Origin of the sequence: Pseudomonas sp. SWRI154 (assembly GCF_014268645.1) — a bacterium.
Taxonomy (GTDB): Bacteria; Pseudomonadota; Gammaproteobacteria; order Pseudomonadales; family Pseudomonadaceae; genus Aquipseudomonas; species Aquipseudomonas marvdashtae.
Map to the genome: position 1 here is coordinate 384,353 of NZ_JABWQW010000001.1, position 20,499 is coordinate 404,851.

Sequence of the window (20,499 nt, forward strand, 5' to 3'; positions counted from 1 at the left end):
CGTCCGATTAAGCCGTCGCGCTCTGCAGAATCTGCGGGTTGGCATGAAAGAACACATGCTCGCGGATCGGTCCTACCGCCACTTCGCCGATTTCTTCATAACCCTGGCGTTTATAAAATTCCAGGTAACGGGGGTTGCCGGTGTCCAGCACCACGCCTTGGGAATGCTCGTCCACCGCGCACCAGTTATGAACCGCCTCGAGCAACTGTTCGCCGTAGTGTTTGCCTTGGAACTGCGGATGAACCCCCAGCAGCGGCAAGACATGAACCGAGTCCGACGGCAGGCAAGCCAGCACCGCCGCGTGATATTCCAGGTAACGCCGAGTGCAGCGAAACCCCGTGCTCAAGACCATGCGCAGGCGCCAGGCCCAACTTTCGGTAATGCCCAGGCGCCGCTGCGGCGGGGCAATCAACGCGATGCCGATCAGGCGGTCGTTCACCAACAGGCCGATCGCCGGCAGATCCTGGAGGAAATGCTGTTTGACCAGCTCACGCACGGTCGCCCTTACCCGCTGTTCGTAACCGGGACGTTCGGACTCGAACAGGTAGCTGAAGGTCGGCTCATGGCGATAGGCCTGGTACAGCAAGGAACGCGCTTCGCGGGAATAGCCGCTGTCGAGCATGTGAATATCAGCGGTGGCGGTGTCAGGCATGGCGTTGGATCTCCGGGGCGGGGCTCGGTGAGGCCCAGCTCTTATTGAGTACGAACCCGATAGGGTTGCGATCGTTCCTACAAGCCAAGGACATTAGCAGCGCATTTGTCCTACCGCCACGCTGGCTCCGCTCCCACATGTCAGCTAGCATCGCAGTTTTGCCAGGACAGCCGACCATGAAGATCGTCTCCTTCAACATCAACGGCCTGCGCGCCCGCCCACATCAGCTGGCGGCACTGATCGACAAACACCAGCCGGACGTGATCGGGTTGCAGGAAACCAAAGTCCACGACGAACAGTTTCCCCTGGCCGAGGTGCAGGCGCTGGGATACCACGTGCATTACCACGGGCAAAAAGGTCACTACGGCGTCGCCCTGCTCTCGCGCCAGGCGCCGCTGGCCATGCACAAAGGCTTCGAAGGCGACGACGAAGACGCCCAGCGGCGGTTCATCTGGGGCTCGTTCGCCGATGCCAACGGCGTGCCGGTGACCATCATGAACGGTTACTTCCCACAAGGCGAAAGCCGCGACCATCCCACCAAATTCCCGGCCAAGGAGCGCTTCTACAACGATCTGCAGCAACTGCTGGAAACGCGCTTCAGTAACGACCAGCCGCTGGTGGTGATGGGCGATGTGAACATTTCACCGGAAGACTGCGACATCGGCATCGGCCCGGACAACATGAAGCGCTGGCTGAAGACCGGCAAATGCAGCTTCCTGCCTGAAGAGCGCGAATGGATGGCCCGCCTGAAGAACTGGGGCCTGGTGGACAGTTTTCGTCACCTGAACCCGGACGTCACCGACCGCTTCAGCTGGTTCGACTATCGCAGCCGCGGCTTCGAGGACGAGCCTAAGCGCGGCCTGCGCATCGACTTGATCCTGGCCTCCCAGGGCTTGCTGCCACGGGTCCAGGATGCTGGCGTGGACTACGAACTGCGGGGCATGGAAAAACCCTCGGACCATGCGCCGATCTGGTTGCAGTTGAGCTGAGCCGGGTGCGTCGCAACCCTGTCATGTTTCAGTCATCTGACTGACTTAATCTTCCGGCACTTCCCTCGCCTCAGAAGGTGCCGGCATGCGGCTGCACGTTGTGTTTTTCATGGGACTCTGGCTGCCGTTGCTGGCATGGGCCGATCAGTTGCCCATTCCCGAACGCGGCCCTGCCCTGCGCCTCCAGGGCTCCAACACCATCGGCGCGGCGCTGGGGCCGGCCCTGGTCAAGGGGCTGATGGAAACCCAAGGGCTGCTCAAGGTCAGTACCGAAATAACCGGCCGCGACAACGAGCAGCGTATCGTTGGGCAAACCACCGATGGCCGGCGCGTGGAAATCGACATTGCGGCCCACGGCTCAAGTACCGGGTTTGCTGCGCTCAAGCAGGCCAGCGCCGACCTGGCGGCCTCTTCCAGGCCGATCAAGGACAGCGAGCTGAAAGACCTGGTGGCCCTCGGTGATCTGAAAAGTCCGGCGGCCGAGCAGGTCATCGCCATCGACGGGCTGGCGATTATCCTGCATCCACAGAACCCGCTGCGTCAGCTCGATACCTTTCAACTGGCGCGCATTTTCAGCGGCGAGGCGAAGACCTGGGAAGCCGTAGGCGCCGTTGGCGGGCCGATTCATCTGTATGCGCGGGACGAGCAGTCCGGCACCTATGACACCTTCAAGGAGCTGGTGCTTAGCCGACAGGGAAAGAGGCTGGATCCTACGGCCCAGCGCTTCGAATCCAGTGAGCAGTTGTCGGACGCTGTCAGCCAAGACCCGCAAGGCATCGGCTTCATCGGTTTGCCCTACGTGCGCCAAGCCAAGCCTCTGGCGATTGTCGACGGCGACTCCCAGCCCATGTTGCCGCTGAACAACCTGATCGCCACCGAGGACTATCCCTTGTCCCGGCGTTTGTTCTTTTTCCTGCCGCCGCTGCAAGCCAATCCATGGGCCGAGGCCCTGGTCGATTTCACCCAAAGTGAACAAGGCCAGGCCATCGTCGCGGCCAACGGTTTCATTGCCCAGACCGTCCACGCCATGTCCGTCACCCCGAATGCGCTGATGCCGGAGGGCTACCAGGCCTTGAGCCGACATGCCCAACGTTTGACCGTGAATTTTCGCTTCGAAGAAGGCAGCGCCAGCCTGGACAACAAGGCCCATCAAGACCTGGGGCGCGTGCTCGACTATATAAAGCAGCACGGCAAAGCCGACCGGCGCGTGACCCTGGTCGGTTTTGGCGACGCCAAGGACGATCCGGCGCGAGCGGACCTGCTGTCGAAACTGCGCGCCATGGCAGTGCGCCGGGAACTGGTCAAATATGGCGTGGCGTTGCGCGAGGTCCGCGGGTTCGGCGCGTTGATGCCGGTGGCGGCCAACAATGAAGACGAAGGACGGGTTCGCAATCGGCGGGTGGAGGTTTGGGTTTACTGAACGCCGTCCAAGGCGCGCAACGCAAATCCTGTGGCGAGGGAGCTTGCTCCCGCTGGGTGGCGCAGCCGCCCCAAGAATTTGGGTCAAGGCCAGAAACTTGGGCCTGCTGCGCAGTCCAGCGGGAGCAAGCTCCCTCGCCACGAAAGCCTGGATGTTTATCGCACCAACCACCGCGTAAGACCGAACTACCGTGTCTTGCGCCATTGCCTACAACTACGCCAGAATCCGCCGGCTTGTGCGCCTTGAGGGCGGGCTTTACTGTTGCTCGGTCGCTGAGGAATCAGCGATCGGGTTTGGTAGCCCGGGTAAAACTAAGGCGCACAGCTCCGCATGTTTTTTATGGCGGCTGTGCGCGGGGCGCCTTATGGCGCGCTGGGTTTGCCTTGGTACCCGGTCTACCAACCTGCGTATAGCCGCCACCCAATGTTTGGTAGCAAAGGGTTGCAGCTCCAATTACCAAGGAGTTCATCTATGTTCAAAGCGACCCCAAACCCACCGGGCGCCAATCCAAGCGCACTCTTCACCATCATCAACGGTGTCGACACCGAAGCCCTGCTCGCCAACCTCAGCGAAACCCTCGCTTCGGCCAACGCCATGGTCAGCGACTGGCGTTCGACCTGGATGGTTCAAGGCGCCACATCGCCCTGGGCATTCTGCAACTGATCGAACTGAGCGCAATGCTGGCGAATCGAGCGCTGGATAATGTCGAAGCACGCCCGTCGGCATAAACGCTTACCTCGTGGCGAGGGAGCTTGCTCCCGCTGGGTGGCGCAGCCGCCCCAAGAATGTTGGATCAACACCAGAAACTTGGGCCTGCTGCGCAGTCCAGCGGGAGCAAGCTTCCTCGCCACGAAAGCAACTGCGTCATGGCGTACTACCGCCCCGCCAACTCCATGATCATCCGCGACAACAGATAGATCCGCGGCACCACGCTCTCGACCTCGGCGTATTCCTCCGGCGTGTGGATGTTGCCGCCAACGATGCCAAAGCCATCCAGCGTCGGCGTGCCCACACCGGCGGAAAGGCTGGCGTCCGCCGCCCCGCCACTGCCTTCCTCGGTAAGTTTGCGCCCCAGTTCGCCATAAATACCCTGCGCCATCGCCATCAACCGGTCCGACTCGGCCGTCTGCGGCATCGGTGGCAAGCCGCGTTGCAGGCTGGTGGTCACTTCGGTGTCGGCGATCAGCTTGTCCTTGGAAACCCGTGCCAGGTCTTTTTCGATACGGTCGAATTCTTCCGGTACCGCTGCGCGTACGTCGGCCTTGGCGGTGGCCTGGTCAGGAATCACGTTGGTCCGGTCGCCAGCCTTGAGCACGGTGAAGTTGATGGTGGTCTTCTTTTCCGCATCGCCCAGCTTGCCCAGTTGCAGAATCTGGTGTGCCGCTTCCATCGCCGCATTGCGCCCCAGTTCCGGCGCGACACCGGCGTGCGCCGCCTTGCCCTTGACCTCCACCAGCGCCGTCGCGCTGCCCTTGCGCCACACCACGAGGCCGTCAGCCGGACGACCCGGCTCAAGATTGAGGGTCACATCATGGGCCTTGGCGGTTTTCTTGATCAGGTCGGTGGCGACGTCCGAGCCGGTCTCTTCGCTGGCGTCGAGCAGAAAGGTAATCTGCGCGTAGTTCTTGAAGTCGAGGTTCTTCAGCACCTTCAACGCATAAATCCCGGCGACGATACCGCCCTTGTCGTCCATCACCCCCGGCCCGTAGGCCCGGCCATCCTTGATATGGAACGGGCGTTCGGCGGCCGAGCCCTCCTTGAACACCGTGTCCATGTGGGCCATCAGCAGGATCCTGGCCTTGCCGGTGCCCTTGAAGGTAGCCAGGAGATGCTGGGTGCCATCCGAGTTCGGCACCTTTTCGATGGTCGCGCCGAGCTTCTGCAACTCATCGATCGCAATGTCGCCGACTTGGGTCAGGCCCGGCACATAGCCGGAACCGGAGTCGATATTGACCAGCCGTTCCAACAGTTTCAGGGCCTCGCCCTTGTACTGCTCGGCATCGGCCAGCACTTGCTGATGGGGCTGGGCGAAGGCAGCGGGGGCCAAGGCGCCAAGGGCCAGGCTCAGGCCGAGATTGATGGCCAGACGGGAGCGAAGAGCGGTAACGGTCATGAGTTCATCCTTGTTTCATCGGGGAAGTCATTTGGCACCCTACCCGACAATATCCAAAGGCTCTAGACCGCCGACGCCTCCAACACCAGCCGATGTCGCTGACAGACAACCCGGTTGCGCCCCCCCGTCTTCGCCTCATAAAGCATCTGGTCAGCGTCATTGAGCCACGCGGTCGCGTCGCCATACGCCGGGTTGAACGCCGCCAGGCCAATACTCAGGCTTACTTTCAACGTCGGATCCTGATCGTAGCCGTGCGTTGCAAAACGTTCGCGCAAACCGTCCATGGCCTGAACGGCGTTGTGCAGGGTCAGGTCTGGCAGGATCACGCAAAACTCGTCGCCCCCGTAACGCCCGATCACGTCATCGGCCCGCAGGTTTTGCCTGAGCAACTTGCCAAGCTGGCGCAGCACCACGTCGCCGGCGCCGTGGCCGTAGGTGTCGTTGATGGCTTTGAAATGATCGATGTCGATCAGCGCAATCGCGCCGTGGATCGCGTCCGATGGATGACGCAGGTGCCGCTGGAACTCTTCGTTGAGGCGGTCCTTCCAGGCGCCATGGTTGAGCAAGCCGGTCAGGCTGTCGGTACGGCTCAGGGCCAGTAGTTCGCGCTTTTTCCGGCCCAGGGTGTGGGCCTGGCGAAAGCAGATCCAGCCCAGCGCCAGCGGATAAAGGCACAGCAGCGGCAGACAGGCGTAGAGCTGCGCCGGGCTGGTCATGGGCACGCTGGCCAACGGGAATATCAAGACGCCCAGCGCGATGCCGCTCACTTGGGCTGCGGCGCCGACCAGCAGGAAACGCAGGCCACCGATGGCGACATTGTTCATCGCCATCATCGCCAGCGTGACAGCCGTGGGCAGCGGATTGAATTGCATTGCGGCGACCCAGAAGCCGCCAAGGAAGGCGTCGATCAACAGATTGCGGTGTTCGGCGTGGTACGGAACCGCCGAGCGGCGGGCCCATTGATAGGACACGTGTGGCCAGAGCAAGCCATTGAACAGCATGAAGCCCCAAACCCAAGGCGCCGGATCGAGGGGATAAATGGCGGCGCTCACTACCAACAACCCGAGCGCCAGGCCGAGGATGCGCGACGTATAAAGCCTCCTGGCCAGCGAGAGTCCCTTTCTTCCCGTTTTTTGCATAGAGGCCTCTGCACAGCAGGACTCCCGGGGCGCCGGGATGGGATGACTGGAGTCTATCAGGGCGACGTCAAATAGCCATCACTGGATGAAGGGGTATTTATTCTTACGGGCGAACGTGGCTCGCCGCGGATTTTGGCTATACATGAGAAAGGGAATTCACTGGCCGACACAGCGGGTATCAAAGCAGACGCGTCCCTGTCGTCGCTATATCCCAGGTTTGAGCTTCACTTATATAGGCCGATCGGTCGCTGAGGCTGGCTGGTCAAACGCTAACGTGACCCATGGAGGGCAAGAGATGCTGGTGTTGTGGGTAGTCCTCGCCGTGTTTATCGCCTGGAGCTGGCTGACGTATCCAGGCATCGGTCATGTGCTGTATGACTTGGGCATGGCCCTGGAAGCACGCCTCTATCGATTGCACAAGATCACCGTGCCCATCAGTGAAATGACGGTATCGACCTGGCAGGGTGGTCCCTATGAAGCGTCCGGCAGCATCTTGATGCTGCACGGCTACAGCGCCGACAAGAATCTCTGGCTACGCTTTGCCCGGCATTTTGTCAGCCAATACCGGGTGGTGATTCCCGACCTGGCCGGCCATGGCGAAACCGGCTTCAAGGCCGGCGGCGGCTACGACATCCCGACCCAGGCCCGACGGGTGATCGAACTGCTCGACGCTTGTGGCCTGGACAAGGTCCACGTGATCGGCAATTCCATGGGGGGCTACCTCGCGGCATGGCTGGCGGCGACTTCACCGGAACGGGTGCTGACCCTGGCGTTGATCGATCCGTCCGGCGTCACCGCTCCCGAGCCCAGCGACATGGAGCGTCACCTGGCTGCGGGGCACAACCCGTTCCTGGTCTATTCGCGGGATGATTTCGCGCCGTTCTACGCCATGACCATGGCCTCACCCCCCTGGTTACCCAGCGTGGTGTTGGCAGCGATCGCCCAGCGTTACGAACAGCGCCGGGAGGAATTGGCGGAAATCTTCGTCGACCTTCGCGCCAGCCCGCCGATGGAGCCACACCTGGCCGACATCCGCGCGCCGTCGTTGTTGCTCTGGGGACGCAAGGACCGACTGATCGACGTCAGCAGCGTACCGGTCTGGAGCAAGGGCATTGCCGACCTTCGCGTGGAGATCTGGGACGGGATCGGCCACATGCCGATGGTTGAACGACCGGGCAAAACCGCGGCGTTGTACCGGGATTTCCTGAAGGGATTTGGGCAGTGAGCACAACGCAAGATCTGAGGAATCGACCCTGATGAACATCCTCTACGACGAACACCTCGACGGCCCATTGCCCAAAGTGGACAAACAGGCCCTGCTGCACACCTTGCAGTCACAGGTCCCGGACCTGGAAATCCTTCATCGCGACGAAGACCTCAGGCCCTACGAATGCGACGGACTGTCGGCCTATCGCGCCACGCCGATGCTGGTGGTATTGCCACGGCGAGTCGAGCAAGTACAAGCCCTGCTCAAGGTGTGCCACGGACAAAACGTCCCGGTGGTCGCCCGAGGCGCCGGAACCGGTTTGTCCGGTGGCGCCCTGCCCCTGGAAAGCGGTGTGCTGCTGGTGATGGCGCGCTTCAATCAGATCCTGCATATCGACCCCGATGCCCGCACCGCGCGACTTCAGCCAGGTGTACGCAACCTGGCGATTTCCCAGGCGGCGGCACCGTTCGGCCTGTACTACGCGCCGGATCCCTCGTCGCAGATCGCCTGTTCCATCGGTGGCAATGTCGCGGAAAACGCCGGCGGCGTGCATTGCCTGAAGTACGGCCTGACGGTGCACAACCTGTTGAAGCTGGAAATCCTCACCGTCGAAGGCGAACACCTGACCTTGGGCAGCGAAGCCCTGGACTCGCCGGGCCTGGACCTGCTGGCGTTGTTCACCGGTTCCGAAGGACTGCTGGGAATCATCACCGAGGTGACTGTCAAGTTGCTGCCCCGGCCCCAGGTCGCCAAGGTGTTGATGGCCAGTTTCGATTCGGTGGACAAGGCCGGGCGGGCGGTGGCGGATATCATCGGCGCCGGCATTATTCCCGGCGGCCTCGAAATGATGGACAACCTGGCGATCCGCGCCGCCGAGGATTTCATCCATGCCGGTTACCCGGTGGATGCCGACGCGATCCTGCTGTGCGAACTGGACGGGGTCGAGGCCGATGTCCAAGACGATTGCGAACGGGTGCGCCACGTCCTGCAGCAGGCCGGGGCGACCGAGGTGCGCCAGGCTCGAGACGAAGCCGAGCGCCTGCGGTTCTGGGCCGGACGCAAGAATGCATTTCCGGCGGTGGGCCGTCTGGCACCGGACTATTACTGCATGGACGGTACGATTCCCCGGCGCGCCCTGCCCGAAGTGCTACAGCGCATCGCCAGCCTTGGCGTCGAGTATGGTTTGCGGGTCGCCAACGTTTTCCATGCCGGCGACGGCAATATGCACCCGTTGATTCTTTTCGACGCCAACCAGCCGGGCGAACTGGAGCGCGCCGAAGCCCTCGGCGGAAAAATTCTCGAACTGTGCGTCCAGGTTGGCGGCAGCATCACGGGTGAGCACGGCGTCGGCCGGGAAAAAATCAACCAGATGTGCGCGCAGTTCAACAGCGACGAACTGAACCTGTTTCATGCGGTGAAAGAGGCGTTTGATCCCCTCGGCCTGCTCAACCCTGGCAAGAACATCCCCACCCTGCACCGCTGCGCTGAATTCGGCGCCATGCACATCCACGGCGGGCAGTTGCCGTTTCCTGAACTGGAGCGTTTCTGATGATCGGCGAAGCCGACCGCGACGCCAGCGACCTGCTCTTGGAGCAGGTCAACCGCGCCCGTTCCAATGCCACGCCGCTGCGCATCCAGGGCTCGAACAGCAAGGCTTTCCTGGGACACGAGGTGGCTGGCGAAGTGCTCGATACCCGAGTGCATCACGGCATTGTTGACTATGACCCCACCGAACTGGTCGTCACCGCCCGGGCCGGGACCCCGTTGCGGGAACTGCTCGCCGCCTTGGACGCAGCCGGGCAACGGCTGCCGTGCGAACCACCGGCATTTGGCGAAGAAGCCACGGTGGGGGGCATGGTCGCCGCCGGGCTGTCGGGACCGCGCCGCCCCTGGGCCGGTTCGGTGCGCGACTATGTGCTGGGCACACGCCTGATCAGCGGCCATGGCACGTTGTTGCGTTTTGGCGGTGAGGTGATGAAAAACGTCGCCGGCTACGACCTGTCGCGCCTGCTGGCTGGCAGTTTCGGTTGCCTGGGCGTGATCACCGAAGTCTCGCTGAAAGTACTGCCAAAACCTCGCCACCACCTGAGCATTCGCCTGGAGATGGACAGCGCCCAAGCCTTGGGAAAACTCGCCGAGTGGGGCCGACAACCTTTGCCCCTCAGCGCGGCCAGCCATGAGGATGGTTGTCTGAATGTGCGCCTGGAGGGCGGCGAAGGTTCGGTCAGCGCGGCGCATCAGCGCCTGGGCGGTGAAGTCATTGACGATCAATACTGGACAGCGCTGAACGAACATCGCCTGCCGTTCTTCGATGAAGGTTTGCCGCTGTGGCGCCTGTCGTTGCCCAACCCTATCGGCCCCCTCGCCCTGCCCGGCGCGCATCTGATCGATTGGGCGGGTGCGCAGCGCTGGCTGAAAACCGATGCCGACACGGTACAGACATTGGCGCGAGAGTTGGGCGGGCATGCCACCTGTTATTGTCCAGGTGCCACCGACACGCCATTCCAGCCGCTGGCCCCGGCGCTGTTGCGCTATCACCGTCAGCTCAAGGCACAACTCGATCCCCAGGGTTTGTTCAATCCTGGCCGGATGTACGCGGAGTTCTAGATGCAGACTCGGTTCAGTGACGAAAGCAAGCGCCTGCCCCGCGCCGAAGAAGCCGAGCGGATCCTGCGCAGTTGCGTGCATTGCGGTTTCTGCAACGCCACCTGCCCGACCTATCAGTTGCTCGGGGATGAACTCGACGGCCCGCGGGGACGCATCTACCTGATCAAGCAGGTGCTCGAAGGCCAGCCTGCCACCGCGAGCACCCAACTGCACCTGGATCGTTGCCTGTCGTGCCGTAACTGCGAAACCACCTGCCCGTCCGGCGTCGATTACCACAACTTGCTGGACATCGGCCGCGCCGTGATCGACGCGGCCGTGCCTCGTCCACCCAGCCAACGCGCACTACGCCTCGGCCTGCGGGGGTTGGCCGGCAGCCCCGAGCGATTCAAGGCGCTGCTGCGCCTGGGCGCCGTGTTCCGTCCGGTGTTGCCGGCAAACCTGGTTGCCAAGTTGCCCCGGGGCACAGCGGCGCATGGCGAACGCCCGGCGGTGCGACACGCTCGCGCCGTGCTGATGCTCGAAGGCTGCGTGCAACCGGGCCTGTCACCCAATACCAACGCGGCCGCCGCACGGGTGCTGGACCGCCTCGGCATCAGCGTCATTCCCAGCGCAGAAGCCGGCTGCTGCGGCGCGCTGGACTATCACCTTGACGCTCAATCAACCGGACTGGACCGCGCCCGCCGCAACATCGACGCCTGGTGGCCGCACCTGCAAAACGGTGCCGAAGCGATCGTCCAGACCGCCAGCGGCTGTGGGGCGTTCATCAAGGACTACGGGCATTTGCTCGAACACGATCACGCCTATGCTGCCAAAGCCCGACAGGTCAGCGAGCGGGCATTGGACCTGGTGCAAGTGCTCGGCAGCGAACCGCTGGAAGAAATCTGCGCCGCCAGGAGCCAGCGCATCGCCGTCCATTGCCCCTGCACCTTGCAGCACGCGCAGAAACTCGGCGGCACCGTTGAAACCCTGCTCGCACGGCTGGGGTTCAACCTTACCGAGGTGCCCGACGGGCATTTGTGTTGTGGTTCGGCCGGCACCTATTCGCTGACCCAACCGACCCTGGCCCGACAGCTGCGCGACAACCGCCTGAACGCGCTGGAAAGCGGCCGTCCGGAGCTGATCGTCACCGCCAACGTCGGCTGCCAGAGTCACCTCGACAGCGCCGGTCGCACGCCCGTGCGGCATTGGATCGAGCTGGTGGATCAGTCCCTGGCAGAATGAAGTCCTGAAGATTCTTCGTTTGTCGGCGCTGACGAAGGCTGCGATCTTTCGTCCAACTTTCCCACAGCGTTCGCCAGGAATTCTTACGATGAGCTTCGTCAGCCCCGACTTGATCCGCCAACGCTTCTCCAGGGCGATGTCCGACATGTACCGCGACGAGGTGCCGCTGTACGGCGCGTTGATGAACCTGGTGGAACACACCAACGCCCAGGTGCTGGCAAACGACCCGCCGCTGGCCGAACATCTGCTCAACACCGGCGAACTGCAGCGCCTGGACCTGGAGCGCCACGGCGCCATCCGCGTCGGCACCGCCGCCGAACTGGCGACGCTGGGCCGGCTATTCGCGGTCATGGGCATGCAACCGGTGGGCTACTACGACCTCACGCCGGCCGGCGTGCCGGTGCATTCCACAGCGTTTCGCGCCGTGCATGAAACATCGCTGCAGATCAGCCCCTTCCGAGTGTTTACCTCGCTGTTGCGCCTGGAGCTGATCGAAAACACTGAACTTCGAGCCTTTGCCGAGTCGGTGCTGGCTAAACGGCAAATCTTCACCCCAAGCGCCCTGGAGCTCATCGGCCTCGCCGAACGCCAGGGTGGCCTGACCGAACCCCAGACTGAGGACTTCGTCCTACAGGCCTTGGAAACCTTTCGCTGGCACCACAGCGCCACCGTCACCGCCGAACAGTATCGACAGCTCAGCGCCCAGCACCGCCTGATCGCCGACGTGGTGGCGTTCAAGGGGCCCCATATCAATCATCTGACGCCACGCACCCTGGACATCGACATTGTCCAGGACCAGATGCCGGTGCATGGCATCACGCCCAAAGCCGTGATCGAAGGACCGCCCCGCCGCCAGTGCCCGATCCTGCTGCGCCAGACCAGTTTCAAGGCGCTCGAGGAGCCCGTCGCGTTCACCGACCAGCCTGCGTCCCAAGGCAGCCATAGCGCACGTTTTGGCGAGATCGAACAACGCGGCGCGGCCCTTACCCCCAAGGGCCGCGCGCTCTACGACCAGTTGCTGAACGCTGCGCGCGATGCCCTCGGGGCGTTTCCCAACGAAGCCAATGCCGAACGCTATAACACGCTGATGGCTGAGCATTTCATTCAGTTCCCCGATAACCACGATGACCTGCGCCGGCAGGCACTGGCCTACTTCCGCTATTTCGTGACGCCGCTGGGGCTCGCCGCCAAAGGCACTATCGAACAGTCGGCCTCGCTGGAACACCTGCTGGAGCAGCGATACCTGCGCGCCGAACCCTTGGTCTACGAAGACTTCCTGCCCGTCAGTGCCGCAGGCATCTTCCAGTCGAACCTGGGTGACACAGCCCAGAGCCACTACGCCGGACAATCCAATCGACACGCGTTCGAAGCCGCGCTGGGACAAGCAACTATCGACGAGTTGGGGTTGTATGCCGAGACGCAACAGCGCTCCATCGACGAATGCCTGCTTGCCTTGAAAGCGTAGGAAACGGCCGAAGGATGAAGGCGTAGGAACTTGCGCACCGAGATATCAAAACTCCTCGGACTTTGCCGTTTTGCCCAGGCAATAAGGCACCCCGTGCTGCCTGGGCAATGAATCGTCCTGGACGGCGCAGGCCGTTACGCGTATTTCCTGGTCCTGGCTTGATGCCTGATCCATAGATTCACGTAGGGTACTGATTTTTCTAATATTTTTATAAATGGCATAGCTCTTGATAACGCTCAGCCACCTAGAGGCGATTCGCGCCCCGGGCTTCAGTTATCCAGGAAGGAGAGCATCCATTGGCTACCCCCGCTTACATGTCCATCGAAGGTACCAAACAAGGCCTGATCACTGCCGGCGCATTTACCGCCGACTCGGTGGGTAACACCTACCAGGAAGGCCATGAAGACCAAGTCATGGTGCAGGGTTTCCAGCACCAGGTCACCATCCCCCGCGACCCTCAGTCCGGCCAGCCAACCGGCCAGCGCATCCACAAGCCTTTGGTCATCACCAAGGTCTACGACAAAGCCTCGCCGCTGCTGCTCGCAGCCCTGACCAGCGGTGAGCGGCTGACCAAGGTTGAAATCCAGTGGTACCGCACCTCGGCGGCGGGCACCCAGGAACACTACTACACCACCACCCTGGAGGACGCGATCATCGTCGACATGAAGGACTACATGCTCAATTGCCAGGATCCGGGCAACAGCCACTTCACCCATTTGGAGGACGTCCACTTCACCTACCGCAAGATCACCTGGACCCACGAAGTCAGTGGCACCTCAGGCTCCGATGACTGGCGTTCCCCAGTCGCGGGCTAAGTCGCGCAAGGTGTTCGCCCAGTGCGACGGCCTCGGCATTCCATGCGCTGGTAAAGAGCCAGGCACTGGGCGAACGGGGACAATGATAGTGGAGCTTCCACGGTATTTCCCCGAGCTCCGCTTAAATAATTATTCACAATACGTGGCGAGCCAGCTTACTCGCTCACTGTAAAAACTTAATCGCGCCGCGCCGTTTTCTGCGCATCGGTTTCCTGCGCTTCGGCGTCACTTTGCTGCTGTTTGCGCTTGGCCGGGTCGTTGGGCCGCAGCGCGTCGTTGTCACGTTCCACTTCGCCGGGCAAGCCCGGGGCGTCGGGGTTGTGTTGCGTTTGATCGGGGCTGGACTTCATCGTGAACTCCTTGGGTTGTCAGCCTTGGAATCAGGCATCAGGGTCTGCCACTTCCTGCGCGACGTTGGCATCCGGCGAGCGTTGGTGGAGTTCCTCGGCCTTGGTCTTCAGGTCTTGCCAGCGATCCAGATCAATCGCCCCTTGGCCGAACAGATCATCGGCCAGGCGCACCAGCTCGGTGAAATGAGCATCCGGCGACTGCTGAAAGTAAGCCTTGTCGTCGAACAGCCGCTGCCAGTCGGCCAGTGACGGAGGTTTGAGGTCATCGCTCATGACGGGCTCCCGCGAGGCATTCATAAGGTATGAGGGGCGAGCTACGCGGGGAGTTCCGGCGATTGTCAGTAGCCAGTCATTTCCAGATAGCCACTACCGCCATGGCTGCCGCTCAGTCGTACCGGTCCTTCCCAATAGGGAATGCGCAGGTCCATCCAGGCGTTGGGGTTGAGGGCCCGAGTGGTGATGCCGAGCTGTTTGCCGGAAATGCAGATGGACCAGCGCACCGGCATCGAACGGCCCGCGACCTCGACGGTGTCTTGTGGCGTGAGGCTGATTTCACCGGCGTTGAGGGTTGTCGCCTGGCCTTGGGCGTCAATCCACGTACCCGTGAGGTATGGCGCACCGTCCTTGTGCCGCATGCGGTAGAGCATGACGTGTTCGCCGGTGTCCAGGTGCAGGGAAAACCAGTCCCAGCCGGTCTGGTTCGCCGTCAGCGGCTGGCTGCTCCACTCACGGTCAAGCCAGGCCGGGCCGCTGACCGTGTAGCGCTGGCCGTCGATTTCGAGTTCGCCGCTGGCCTGGAAAAACGGCTGGCTGTAGTAATACGAAGCCTGGCCCTGCTCGGATTTCTGGCTGAAACCCTGGTCGCCCTGTAACACCAGCGGGCGGCTTGAGGTCAGCCGCAGGTCGTAGCGAAAGCGCGCATCAGCGGCCTTCAGTTGCATGTCCGCCAGCGGATCGCCCCCTGCGGCTTTCGTGCTGAACTGCCAGTCGTCGATCCAGGCATCGAAAGGCGTCGCCTGCACGCCGGCCTGCCCCACTCCGCCCCGGGCGTAGCGCTCGGCGACGTGATGCGCGGTGGCGGACGTGACCGCGGCATGACCGAGCCAGATCGTCTGGTTGCGCCAGCCGCTGGCGGCGGGCGCGGCGTCCAAGGCGCTGCGAAACAGTGTCCATTGCACGCCAAAGTCCCGGCCCTGGGCGTCCTTGAGGTTGGCGGTCACGTACCACCACTCGATGCGAAACCCCTCATGAACGCCGTGATCGGCCGGAAAACTGAAGACCCGCCCCGGCACCACCGGCGCGTAGGCGATGGCCGTGTCCCCCAGCCCGGCGAAGCCTTTTTGTGTGGTTTGAGAGTCATCGCAGCCACTGAGCAGCGCCAACAACAGCAGACCGACTCTAATTTTCATGAGCGAAGGTCCTCAACAAATCCGCCGGTTGCGTGCGGTACAGCGCATACAACGGCCAAGCCGACGCCAGCAGCGTGGCGAGCATGGCCAGGCCCAGCAGTTGCACCAGTTGCAACGGGAATATCCGTAAGGGCAGTCGCCAGCCAAACGCCTGGACGTTGATGACGGCGTCCAGGCACCAGGCCAGGGCGATGCCCAAAGGCAAGGCCAATACCAAGGTCAGCAATGCCAACAGCCAGGTCTGGCCGAGGTTGAGCAGCATCAGTTGCCGCCGCGTTATGCCCAACGCCCAGAGGGGCGCCAACTGGCTGAGACGGCTCTGGCTCTGGGTCAGCAGGCTGATGAACAGCGCCACCCCGGCCACCGCCAGGGTCAGGCTGTTCAGCGCGGCGGTGGCGGCAAAGGTGCGTTCGAATACCTGGGTCGACCAGCCCTTGAGCCGCGCCTGTTCGACAATGTGACTGCCGTCCAGATGGAATCGGGCCTGCAACGCCGCCAGTAACGAGGGGATCGCCGAGGGCTCGACGCGCAGGTTGAAACGATTCGGTGACAGTTCAGGCCAATGCGCCAACAGGTGTTCGGCGTTGACCAGCACATGTCCCTTGGGGTTGCCGTAGTCGGCGTAGATCCCAACGACGCGCGGCGACCAAGGCCCTTTCGGAGTCGGCAAAGTCACCGCATCGCCGACCCGCACATTCAGGCGCCGGGCCAGCTGTTCACTGAGCATCAGCGTGTCGCCGCCGGCCAGTTGCGACCAAGGCTGGTCGCCAGCCGATTCAAGCAACGGCCAGTGCTGGCGATAGGACGGATGATCAACCACCCCATACACATCGGTAGGCCAGCCCTGCAAAGGAATCGAGACCTGCCAGTTGGGCAGCACCGCGCCAACGACGGACTGTTGCTTGAGCCAGGCGTGCAGCTCGCCCGCCTGGGCCGGGGTTTGCGGATTGATGTAAAGCTCGGCGCTCAAGCGCTGTTCGAGCCAGTCGCTGAAGGTCTGCCGGAACCCCGAGGTCATGCTGCCCGCGCCGATGTTGGCCGCCAGCGCCAACAGCAGCGCCATCAACGCCAGGCTCAATGTCGGTAACTGTTGGCGGCAATCGGCAAGAAACCATTGGCCCAGCACCGAACGGCTGCGGCGCAATAAAAGGTTCAGCGCACCATTGAGCAACACCGGTAGCGCCAGCGCCGCGCCGAGCAACAAAGCCGTCATCAGGACAAAACCGCTGCCGAGGCTGTTACCCCACGTCAGCGCCGAAAGCGCAATCAGCACCGCCAACATTGCCACCCAACCCTGGCGCCGCAGCCAACGGGCATGGGCCTGGTGCCAGGCCTGGGGGTTGGCCAGGGCCAACAAGGGCAAGCGCGCCGCACGCAACAAACTGTCCGCGCCGGCCAGCAACGCGCCGAACAGGCCCAGGCCTACGCCACTGAGCCACCACCCTGGGCTGAGACTCAATTGCCCGGCCACTTCGGCGCCGTACAAACCGCGCAGGCTGGCCGCGACATCGGGCAACAGCAGGCTCGCCAGCCAATAACCACTGAGCACCCCGGCGATCCCGCCGAGCAAGGCCAGCATGCCCAGCTCGAAGGCCAGTCCAGTGACCAGCATGCGGGCACTGACGCCACAGGCGCGCAGGGTTCGCAGCAGACCGCGGCGTTGCTCCAGGGCCAGGCCGATGGCGGCATGAACGATGAACAACCCCACCACGAACGACAGGAAACCGAGGGCGTCGAGATTGAGGTGAAAGCTTTCGGTCAGGCGCGACAGGTTGTTTTCTTCATCGGCGCGCTTGAACTGCAACCGCCCGTTGAACGCCTCAGGCAAGACCGCGTTGAACTTGGCGGGCAGCAACAACCGGGATAATTGGTCCGTTAGCCCTAAGGTTTGTTGGGCATAACCGATGTCCATCAGCAGCATTCCCGGGGCCATGTCCGCCTGCACATGCAGCGGCGGCAGCAGTTGCCCCTCGACCGTCCGCGGGCGTTCGCCCTCGCTCAACCCCAACGCCTGCAAGGTTTGCGCAGCGATCCAGGTACGACCGGGGTCGGTGAAAAACGCCACCACTTCGCTCATCTCGCGCGCCTGCCCCGCCACTGCCGTACCGGGAGGCAGCGACACCGGGTCGATGCCCATCAGTTGCAAGCGCTGGTCCTCATGGCCCTGGAGCGTCACTCGGGCCTGCAACACCGGCGACACCGGCCAGCCGTGTCGCCGCAGGTCGATAAACCATTGTTGGGTAAACGTACCGCCGCCGGGTGCGGTGAGGCTGGCCTGGGGTTCGCCGCCGATGAGCTGGCTGGCCCGGGCGTAGCTGTCGCGGGCCTGACTGTTCAGCGCCTGCACGCCAGTGAGCAGACTGGTGGCGAGCCAAAGCCCGGTCAACACACTGAAAAATTGCACCGGATGCCGGCGCCAATGGCTGAGCAGGGCCTTGAGGGTCTGGCGAAAAATCATCACCCCTGGGCCACCTGCGCCAGGCGTCCGCCTTGCAACACCACGCGATGGGCCAGGCGCGCCGCCACCCGCTGGCTGTGCGTGACCATCAATAGACTGGTGGGCGTGCCGTCCAGCAGTTCCAGCAACAGTTGCAGCACCTCGTCGCTGGTGGCTTCGTCGAGGCTGCCGGTGGGTTCGTCGGCCAGCAGCAACGGCGGTCGGGAGGCCAGCGCCCGCCCCAAGGCCACCCGCTGCTGCTGCCCGCCGGAAAGCTGCTCGGGATAGCGCCGCAACAGGTCTGCAAGGCCGAGCCGTTGCACCAGATGCGTTTGCCAGTCGGCGTCGAAACGGCCGCACAGACGCGCCTGGAATGCGAGGTTGTCCTCCACCGACAAACTGCTGATCAGGTTGAACTGCTGGAACACCAGGCCGATTTCCGTACGCCGCCAATTCGCCAACTGATGTTCGCTCATGCCATCGAGGCGATATTCGCCGCTGCGAATGCTGCCTCGATCCACTTTGTCCAGCCCGGCGACCAAATGCAGCAAGGTGCTTTTGCCGCTACCTGATTCGCCCATCAGCGCCAGGCTGCTGCCGGGCGCCAGCGTCAGGTCGACGCCTTGCAGTACCGGCAGGGAGCCTTGGGGTGTGGCGTAGCTTTTGAAGACGTTACGGACCTCAAGCATGAAGATACTCGGCAAACCGACAGAGGCGTCAGGATAGCGGAGGTTGAGCGACGGCGAGAGTTCCATAAACATGTAGCTGCAAACCTGTTGCGACTGCCGTGCCTCAGGAACCGCCGATCACCGTCCCGCCGCCACCTCAGCCTTCGTTGGCCCCGGTGTAACGATGTTACTCAGGTCGATGTGCTTCCACGCAGGCTTGGCCCCCAACCGCGCATTGAAGCGGTAGTTGAAAGTGAAGTCGTCCTCGGTCGGCTGGACCAACGGTTTTCCGTAACGTGCCACGATGCCGGCCGAGTCGTAGCCCATCAGCCGCAGCAACGTCGGGAAAATATTGTAGTGACTGGAGTGATCCTTGTTCTGCGCCAAGGCGCCGGGCCAATCCAGGCTGCGCAGTTGGCTGCCCTGGATCACTACGAGCGGCACCAGCCCTTCCTCGTCCACCGGGTCACCGCCGCAGTGGGTGTTGAGCCCGGGGTTGCCACGCTCATGCAGGTCCTGGCCGTGGTCGGAGGTGTAGATCAACACGGCATGGCTTAAATCTGCCTGGAGGACCCGGCGAAAAAACTCACCGACATTCCACAGCAAAGTGTTCTGGTAGGCATTGCGATACAACAACCAGTCATCCTGCTGACCGTTGAAACCCTCCCGGCTGCCGGTGTCGGACACGTCCTGAAATTGCCCGCGCGGCAAGGCCGGGCGATAGCTCATGAAGTCATCTGGGTATTTGTCGTGAACCGGAAAATGCGCCCCGACTTTGTTCACGATAACCAGTTCGGCCCGGTCATTGCCCAGCAGCTCCAGCAGTTTTGCGGCTGCCGCCATGTCTCGATCACGCACTCGCGCCGCATCGAATTGGACGAACTCATCGATGTCCTGTTTTTCCAGTTTGGTCATCAGGTTCTGCAAGTTGCCACCGGTGCGCTGGGCATCGATATAGACGGTGCGCAACCCGGCATGACGGGCGTACTGCCAGATCGACGGCTGGGTGCTGTTGATGCGCATATAGTCGGCGCGCGTGCCGCCATAACGCAGGGTAACGTTGGTGTCGGCGCTGCAATTGGCGACGGACGCCGCATAGCCATAATTGAAAATATCCACGCCGGGCGGCGGCGTCTTGAGCCCGCTGAGCACACCAGACGGCGTGTTGATATCGAGGTAATTGCCGCCGATGCTTTCGTCGATGATCAGCACGATATCGTGGTTGATCGAAGAGGGTTGCCGGCCGAGGCTGACCGGCTCCCGAGGCCCGACGGTGTTGTGCAAGGCTTCGTAGACAAACAGGTTCAGGTACGCCAACGGCGTGTACATCACCGGCAGGCCGCGCGCGCCCTCGCCTGCCCTGGCGAACAGCACACCGCTGAGCAACAGCACCCCAAGCAAGGGTGCGGCGATCGGTACATAACCGGGCAGTGGCAAACGATGCCGAGGCTTCAGGCCGATTCCCAACAGCAGCAACAAACCGCCCGCCGCCGCGCTGATGATTACGTCGCGATATTGATAGGCCGCCTCCTCGATGAACCCTCCCGAATAGACCAACGACACGAACTGGCTATAGGTCAGGTAGCTGTCGGTGACCCGGGTGTACACCTCAAAGAACACCGCCGAGGCAAACATCACCAAGGCAAACAGATGCCGCAGCAATGCCTGGCGAATGTACGCGGTCATCCATAGCGCGAGCACCAGCGCAACGAACATTGTCCCAAAAAGCACCGTCGCGAAGCCAAAACCCAGGGCCGCCAGGCGCTCAAGGTAATAGTCATGCCCCCTGAACAGGTACAGCACCAGCAGCAGTTCCTTGAGGTATCGGGTCATGTCCTTCTCGGCGCAATCGCGGCGTGGAACGTGGTTTGTTTTCTGCACACTAGCAGCGGGTTTCCAAAGCGCAAGAAAGAGGATGAACGGTCGCAGCGTCAAAAAAAAGTTAGCCCAAAAGTGACACCTTTGACGCTCTTAAAATATGAAAATCTATGGATCAATACCGTTCAT

At 62.3% G+C, this 20,499-nt stretch carries 17 protein-coding genes and 1 pseudogene; 9 read left to right on the forward strand and 9 right to left on the reverse strand.

Features of this window, described 5'->3' with window-relative positions:
* Positions 1-7: 7 nt before the first annotated feature.
* Complete coding sequence (locus HU806_RS01680) at positions 8-652, reverse strand: GNAT family N-acetyltransferase (protein WP_186609475.1); 645 nt, start codon at positions 650-652, stop codon at positions 8-10.
* 176 nt (positions 653-828) lie between these two features.
* Between HU806_RS01680 and xthA the strand changes: the two genes are divergently transcribed.
* From xthA to HU806_RS01695, 3 genes and pseudogenes are all read left to right on the forward strand, one after another.
* A complete protein-coding gene (gene xthA, locus HU806_RS01685) occupies positions 829-1,641 on the forward strand; it encodes an exodeoxyribonuclease III (RefSeq protein ID WP_186609477.1) in 813 nt (270 codons plus the stop codon).
* Between the two features lie 85 nt (positions 1,642-1,726).
* Complete coding sequence (locus HU806_RS01690; RefSeq protein ID WP_186609479.1) at positions 1,727-3,061, forward strand: substrate-binding domain-containing protein; 1,335 nt, start codon at positions 1,727-1,729, stop codon at positions 3,059-3,061.
* Between the two features lie 423 nt (positions 3,062-3,484).
* A pseudogene (locus HU806_RS01695) lies at positions 3,485-3,789 on the forward strand (DUF6124 family protein).
* A gap of 146 nt (positions 3,790-3,935) precedes the next feature.
* Here HU806_RS01695 and HU806_RS01700 read toward each other — a convergent pair.
* Both HU806_RS01700 and HU806_RS01705 read right to left on the reverse strand, forming a co-directional pair.
* Positions 3,936-5,174, reverse strand: coding sequence for a M20/M25/M40 family metallo-hydrolase (locus tag HU806_RS01700; RefSeq protein WP_186609481.1), 1,239 nt, complete (start codon positions 5,172-5,174; stop codon positions 3,936-3,938).
* Between the two features lie 62 nt (positions 5,175-5,236).
* Entirely contained in the window at positions 5,237-6,313 is a 1,077-nt protein-coding gene (locus HU806_RS01705) for a diguanylate cyclase (protein ID WP_186609490.1), read from the reverse strand.
* Between the two features lie 295 nt (positions 6,314-6,608).
* Between HU806_RS01705 and HU806_RS01710 the strand changes: the two genes are divergently transcribed.
* The 6 genes from HU806_RS01710 to HU806_RS01735 all read left to right on the forward strand — a co-directional run bounded on the left by HU806_RS01710 (position 6,609) and on the right by HU806_RS01735 (position 13,628).
* Positions 6,609-7,538, forward strand: coding sequence for an alpha/beta fold hydrolase (locus HU806_RS01710; RefSeq protein ID WP_186609492.1), 930 nt, complete (start codon positions 6,609-6,611; stop codon positions 7,536-7,538).
* 31 nt (positions 7,539-7,569) lie between these two features.
* Complete coding sequence (gene glcD / locus HU806_RS01715) at positions 7,570-9,069, forward strand: glycolate oxidase subunit GlcD (protein ID WP_186609494.1); 1,500 nt, start codon at positions 7,570-7,572, stop codon at positions 9,067-9,069.
* Positions 9,069-10,127, forward strand: a complete 1,059-nt coding sequence (gene glcE / locus HU806_RS01720) for a glycolate oxidase subunit GlcE (RefSeq protein ID WP_186609496.1) — start codon at positions 9,069-9,071, stop codon at positions 10,125-10,127. Before glcD ends, glcE begins: the two co-directional genes overlap by 1 nt.
* A complete protein-coding gene (gene glcF / locus HU806_RS01725; protein WP_186609498.1) occupies positions 10,128-11,348 on the forward strand; it encodes a glycolate oxidase subunit GlcF in 1,221 nt (406 codons plus the stop codon).
* 88 nt (positions 11,349-11,436) lie between these two features.
* Entirely contained in the window at positions 11,437-12,813 is a 1,377-nt protein-coding gene (gene hglS, locus HU806_RS01730; RefSeq protein ID WP_186609500.1) for a 2-oxoadipate dioxygenase/decarboxylase HglS, read from the forward strand.
* 296 nt (positions 12,814-13,109) lie between these two features.
* Complete coding sequence (locus tag HU806_RS01735; RefSeq protein WP_186609502.1) at positions 13,110-13,628, forward strand: Hcp family type VI secretion system effector; 519 nt, start codon at positions 13,110-13,112, stop codon at positions 13,626-13,628.
* Positions 13,629-13,804: 176 nt separating this feature from the next.
* On the opposite strand, the gene HU806_RS01740 is transcribed toward HU806_RS01735, so the two are convergent.
* The 6 genes from HU806_RS01740 to HU806_RS01765 all read right to left on the reverse strand — a co-directional run bounded on the left by HU806_RS01740 (position 13,805) and on the right by HU806_RS01765 (position 20,325).
* The gene (locus tag HU806_RS01740; protein WP_186609504.1) at positions 13,805-13,978 is read right to left on the reverse strand and encodes a hypothetical protein; all 174 of its coding nucleotides are present in this window, start codon (positions 13,976-13,978) and stop codon (positions 13,805-13,807) included.
* A 30-nt stretch (positions 13,979-14,008) separates the two neighbouring features.
* Positions 14,009-14,251 (reverse strand): hypothetical protein, encoded by a 243-nt coding sequence (locus tag HU806_RS01745; protein WP_186609506.1) that lies wholly within the window; start codon positions 14,249-14,251, stop codon positions 14,009-14,011.
* 65 nt (positions 14,252-14,316) lie between these two features.
* Positions 14,317-15,387, reverse strand: a complete 1,071-nt coding sequence (locus HU806_RS01750) for a lipocalin-like domain-containing protein (protein ID WP_186609508.1) — start codon at positions 15,385-15,387, stop codon at positions 14,317-14,319.
* Positions 15,377-17,848: an FtsX-like permease family protein gene (locus HU806_RS01755; RefSeq protein ID WP_186609510.1), complete on the reverse strand. Its 2,472-nt coding sequence runs from the start codon at positions 17,846-17,848 to the stop codon at positions 15,377-15,379. Before HU806_RS01755 ends, HU806_RS01750 begins: the two co-directional genes overlap by 11 nt.
* Positions 17,845-18,513, reverse strand: a complete 669-nt coding sequence (locus tag HU806_RS01760; protein ID WP_186609512.1) for an ABC transporter ATP-binding protein — start codon at positions 18,511-18,513, stop codon at positions 17,845-17,847. Before HU806_RS01760 ends, HU806_RS01755 begins: the two co-directional genes overlap by 4 nt.
* Positions 18,514-18,630: 117 nt before the next feature.
* Complete coding sequence (locus HU806_RS01765; RefSeq protein ID WP_186609513.1) at positions 18,631-20,325, reverse strand: sulfatase-like hydrolase/transferase; 1,695 nt, start codon at positions 20,323-20,325, stop codon at positions 18,631-18,633.
* Between the last annotated feature and the right edge of the window lie 174 nt (positions 20,326-20,499).

Bases quoted from the DNA above. Each gene is read 5' to 3' on its own strand.
- HU806_RS01765 (WP_186609513.1), bottom strand. From the start codon at position 20,325: ATGACCCGATACCTCAAGGAACTGCTGCTGGTGCTGTACCTGTTCAGG.
- HU806_RS01680 (WP_186609475.1), bottom strand. From the start codon at position 652: ATGCCTGACACCGCCACCGCTGATATTCACATGCTCGACAGCGGCTAT.
- glcE (WP_186609496.1), top strand. From the start codon at position 9,069: ATGATCGGCGAAGCCGACCGCGACGCCAGCGACCTGCTCTTGGAGCAG.
- HU806_RS01700 (WP_186609481.1), bottom strand. From the start codon at position 5,174: ATGACCGTTACCGCTCTTCGCTCCCGTCTGGCCATCAATCTCGGCCTG.
- HU806_RS01745 (WP_186609506.1), bottom strand. From the start codon at position 14,251: ATGAGCGATGACCTCAAACCTCCGTCACTGGCCGACTGGCAGCGGCTG.
- HU806_RS01740 (WP_186609504.1), bottom strand. From the start codon at position 13,978: ATGAAGTCCAGCCCCGATCAAACGCAACACAACCCCGACGCCCCGGGC.
- glcF (WP_186609498.1), top strand. From the start codon at position 10,128: ATGCAGACTCGGTTCAGTGACGAAAGCAAGCGCCTGCCCCGCGCCGAA.
- HU806_RS01690 (WP_186609479.1), top strand. From the start codon at position 1,727: ATGCGGCTGCACGTTGTGTTTTTCATGGGACTCTGGCTGCCGTTGCTG.
- xthA (WP_186609477.1), top strand. From the start codon at position 829: ATGAAGATCGTCTCCTTCAACATCAACGGCCTGCGCGCCCGCCCACAT.
- HU806_RS01710 (WP_186609492.1), top strand. From the start codon at position 6,609: ATGCTGGTGTTGTGGGTAGTCCTCGCCGTGTTTATCGCCTGGAGCTGG.
- HU806_RS01750 (WP_186609508.1), bottom strand. From the start codon at position 15,387: ATGAAAATTAGAGTCGGTCTGCTGTTGTTGGCGCTGCTCAGTGGCTGC.
- hglS (WP_186609500.1), top strand. From the start codon at position 11,437: ATGAGCTTCGTCAGCCCCGACTTGATCCGCCAACGCTTCTCCAGGGCG.
- glcD (WP_186609494.1), top strand. From the start codon at position 7,570: ATGAACATCCTCTACGACGAACACCTCGACGGCCCATTGCCCAAAGTG.
- HU806_RS01705 (WP_186609490.1), bottom strand. From the start codon at position 6,313: ATGCAAAAAACGGGAAGAAAGGGACTCTCGCTGGCCAGGAGGCTTTAT.
- HU806_RS01760 (WP_186609512.1), bottom strand. From the start codon at position 18,513: ATGCTTGAGGTCCGTAACGTCTTCAAAAGCTACGCCACACCCCAAGGC.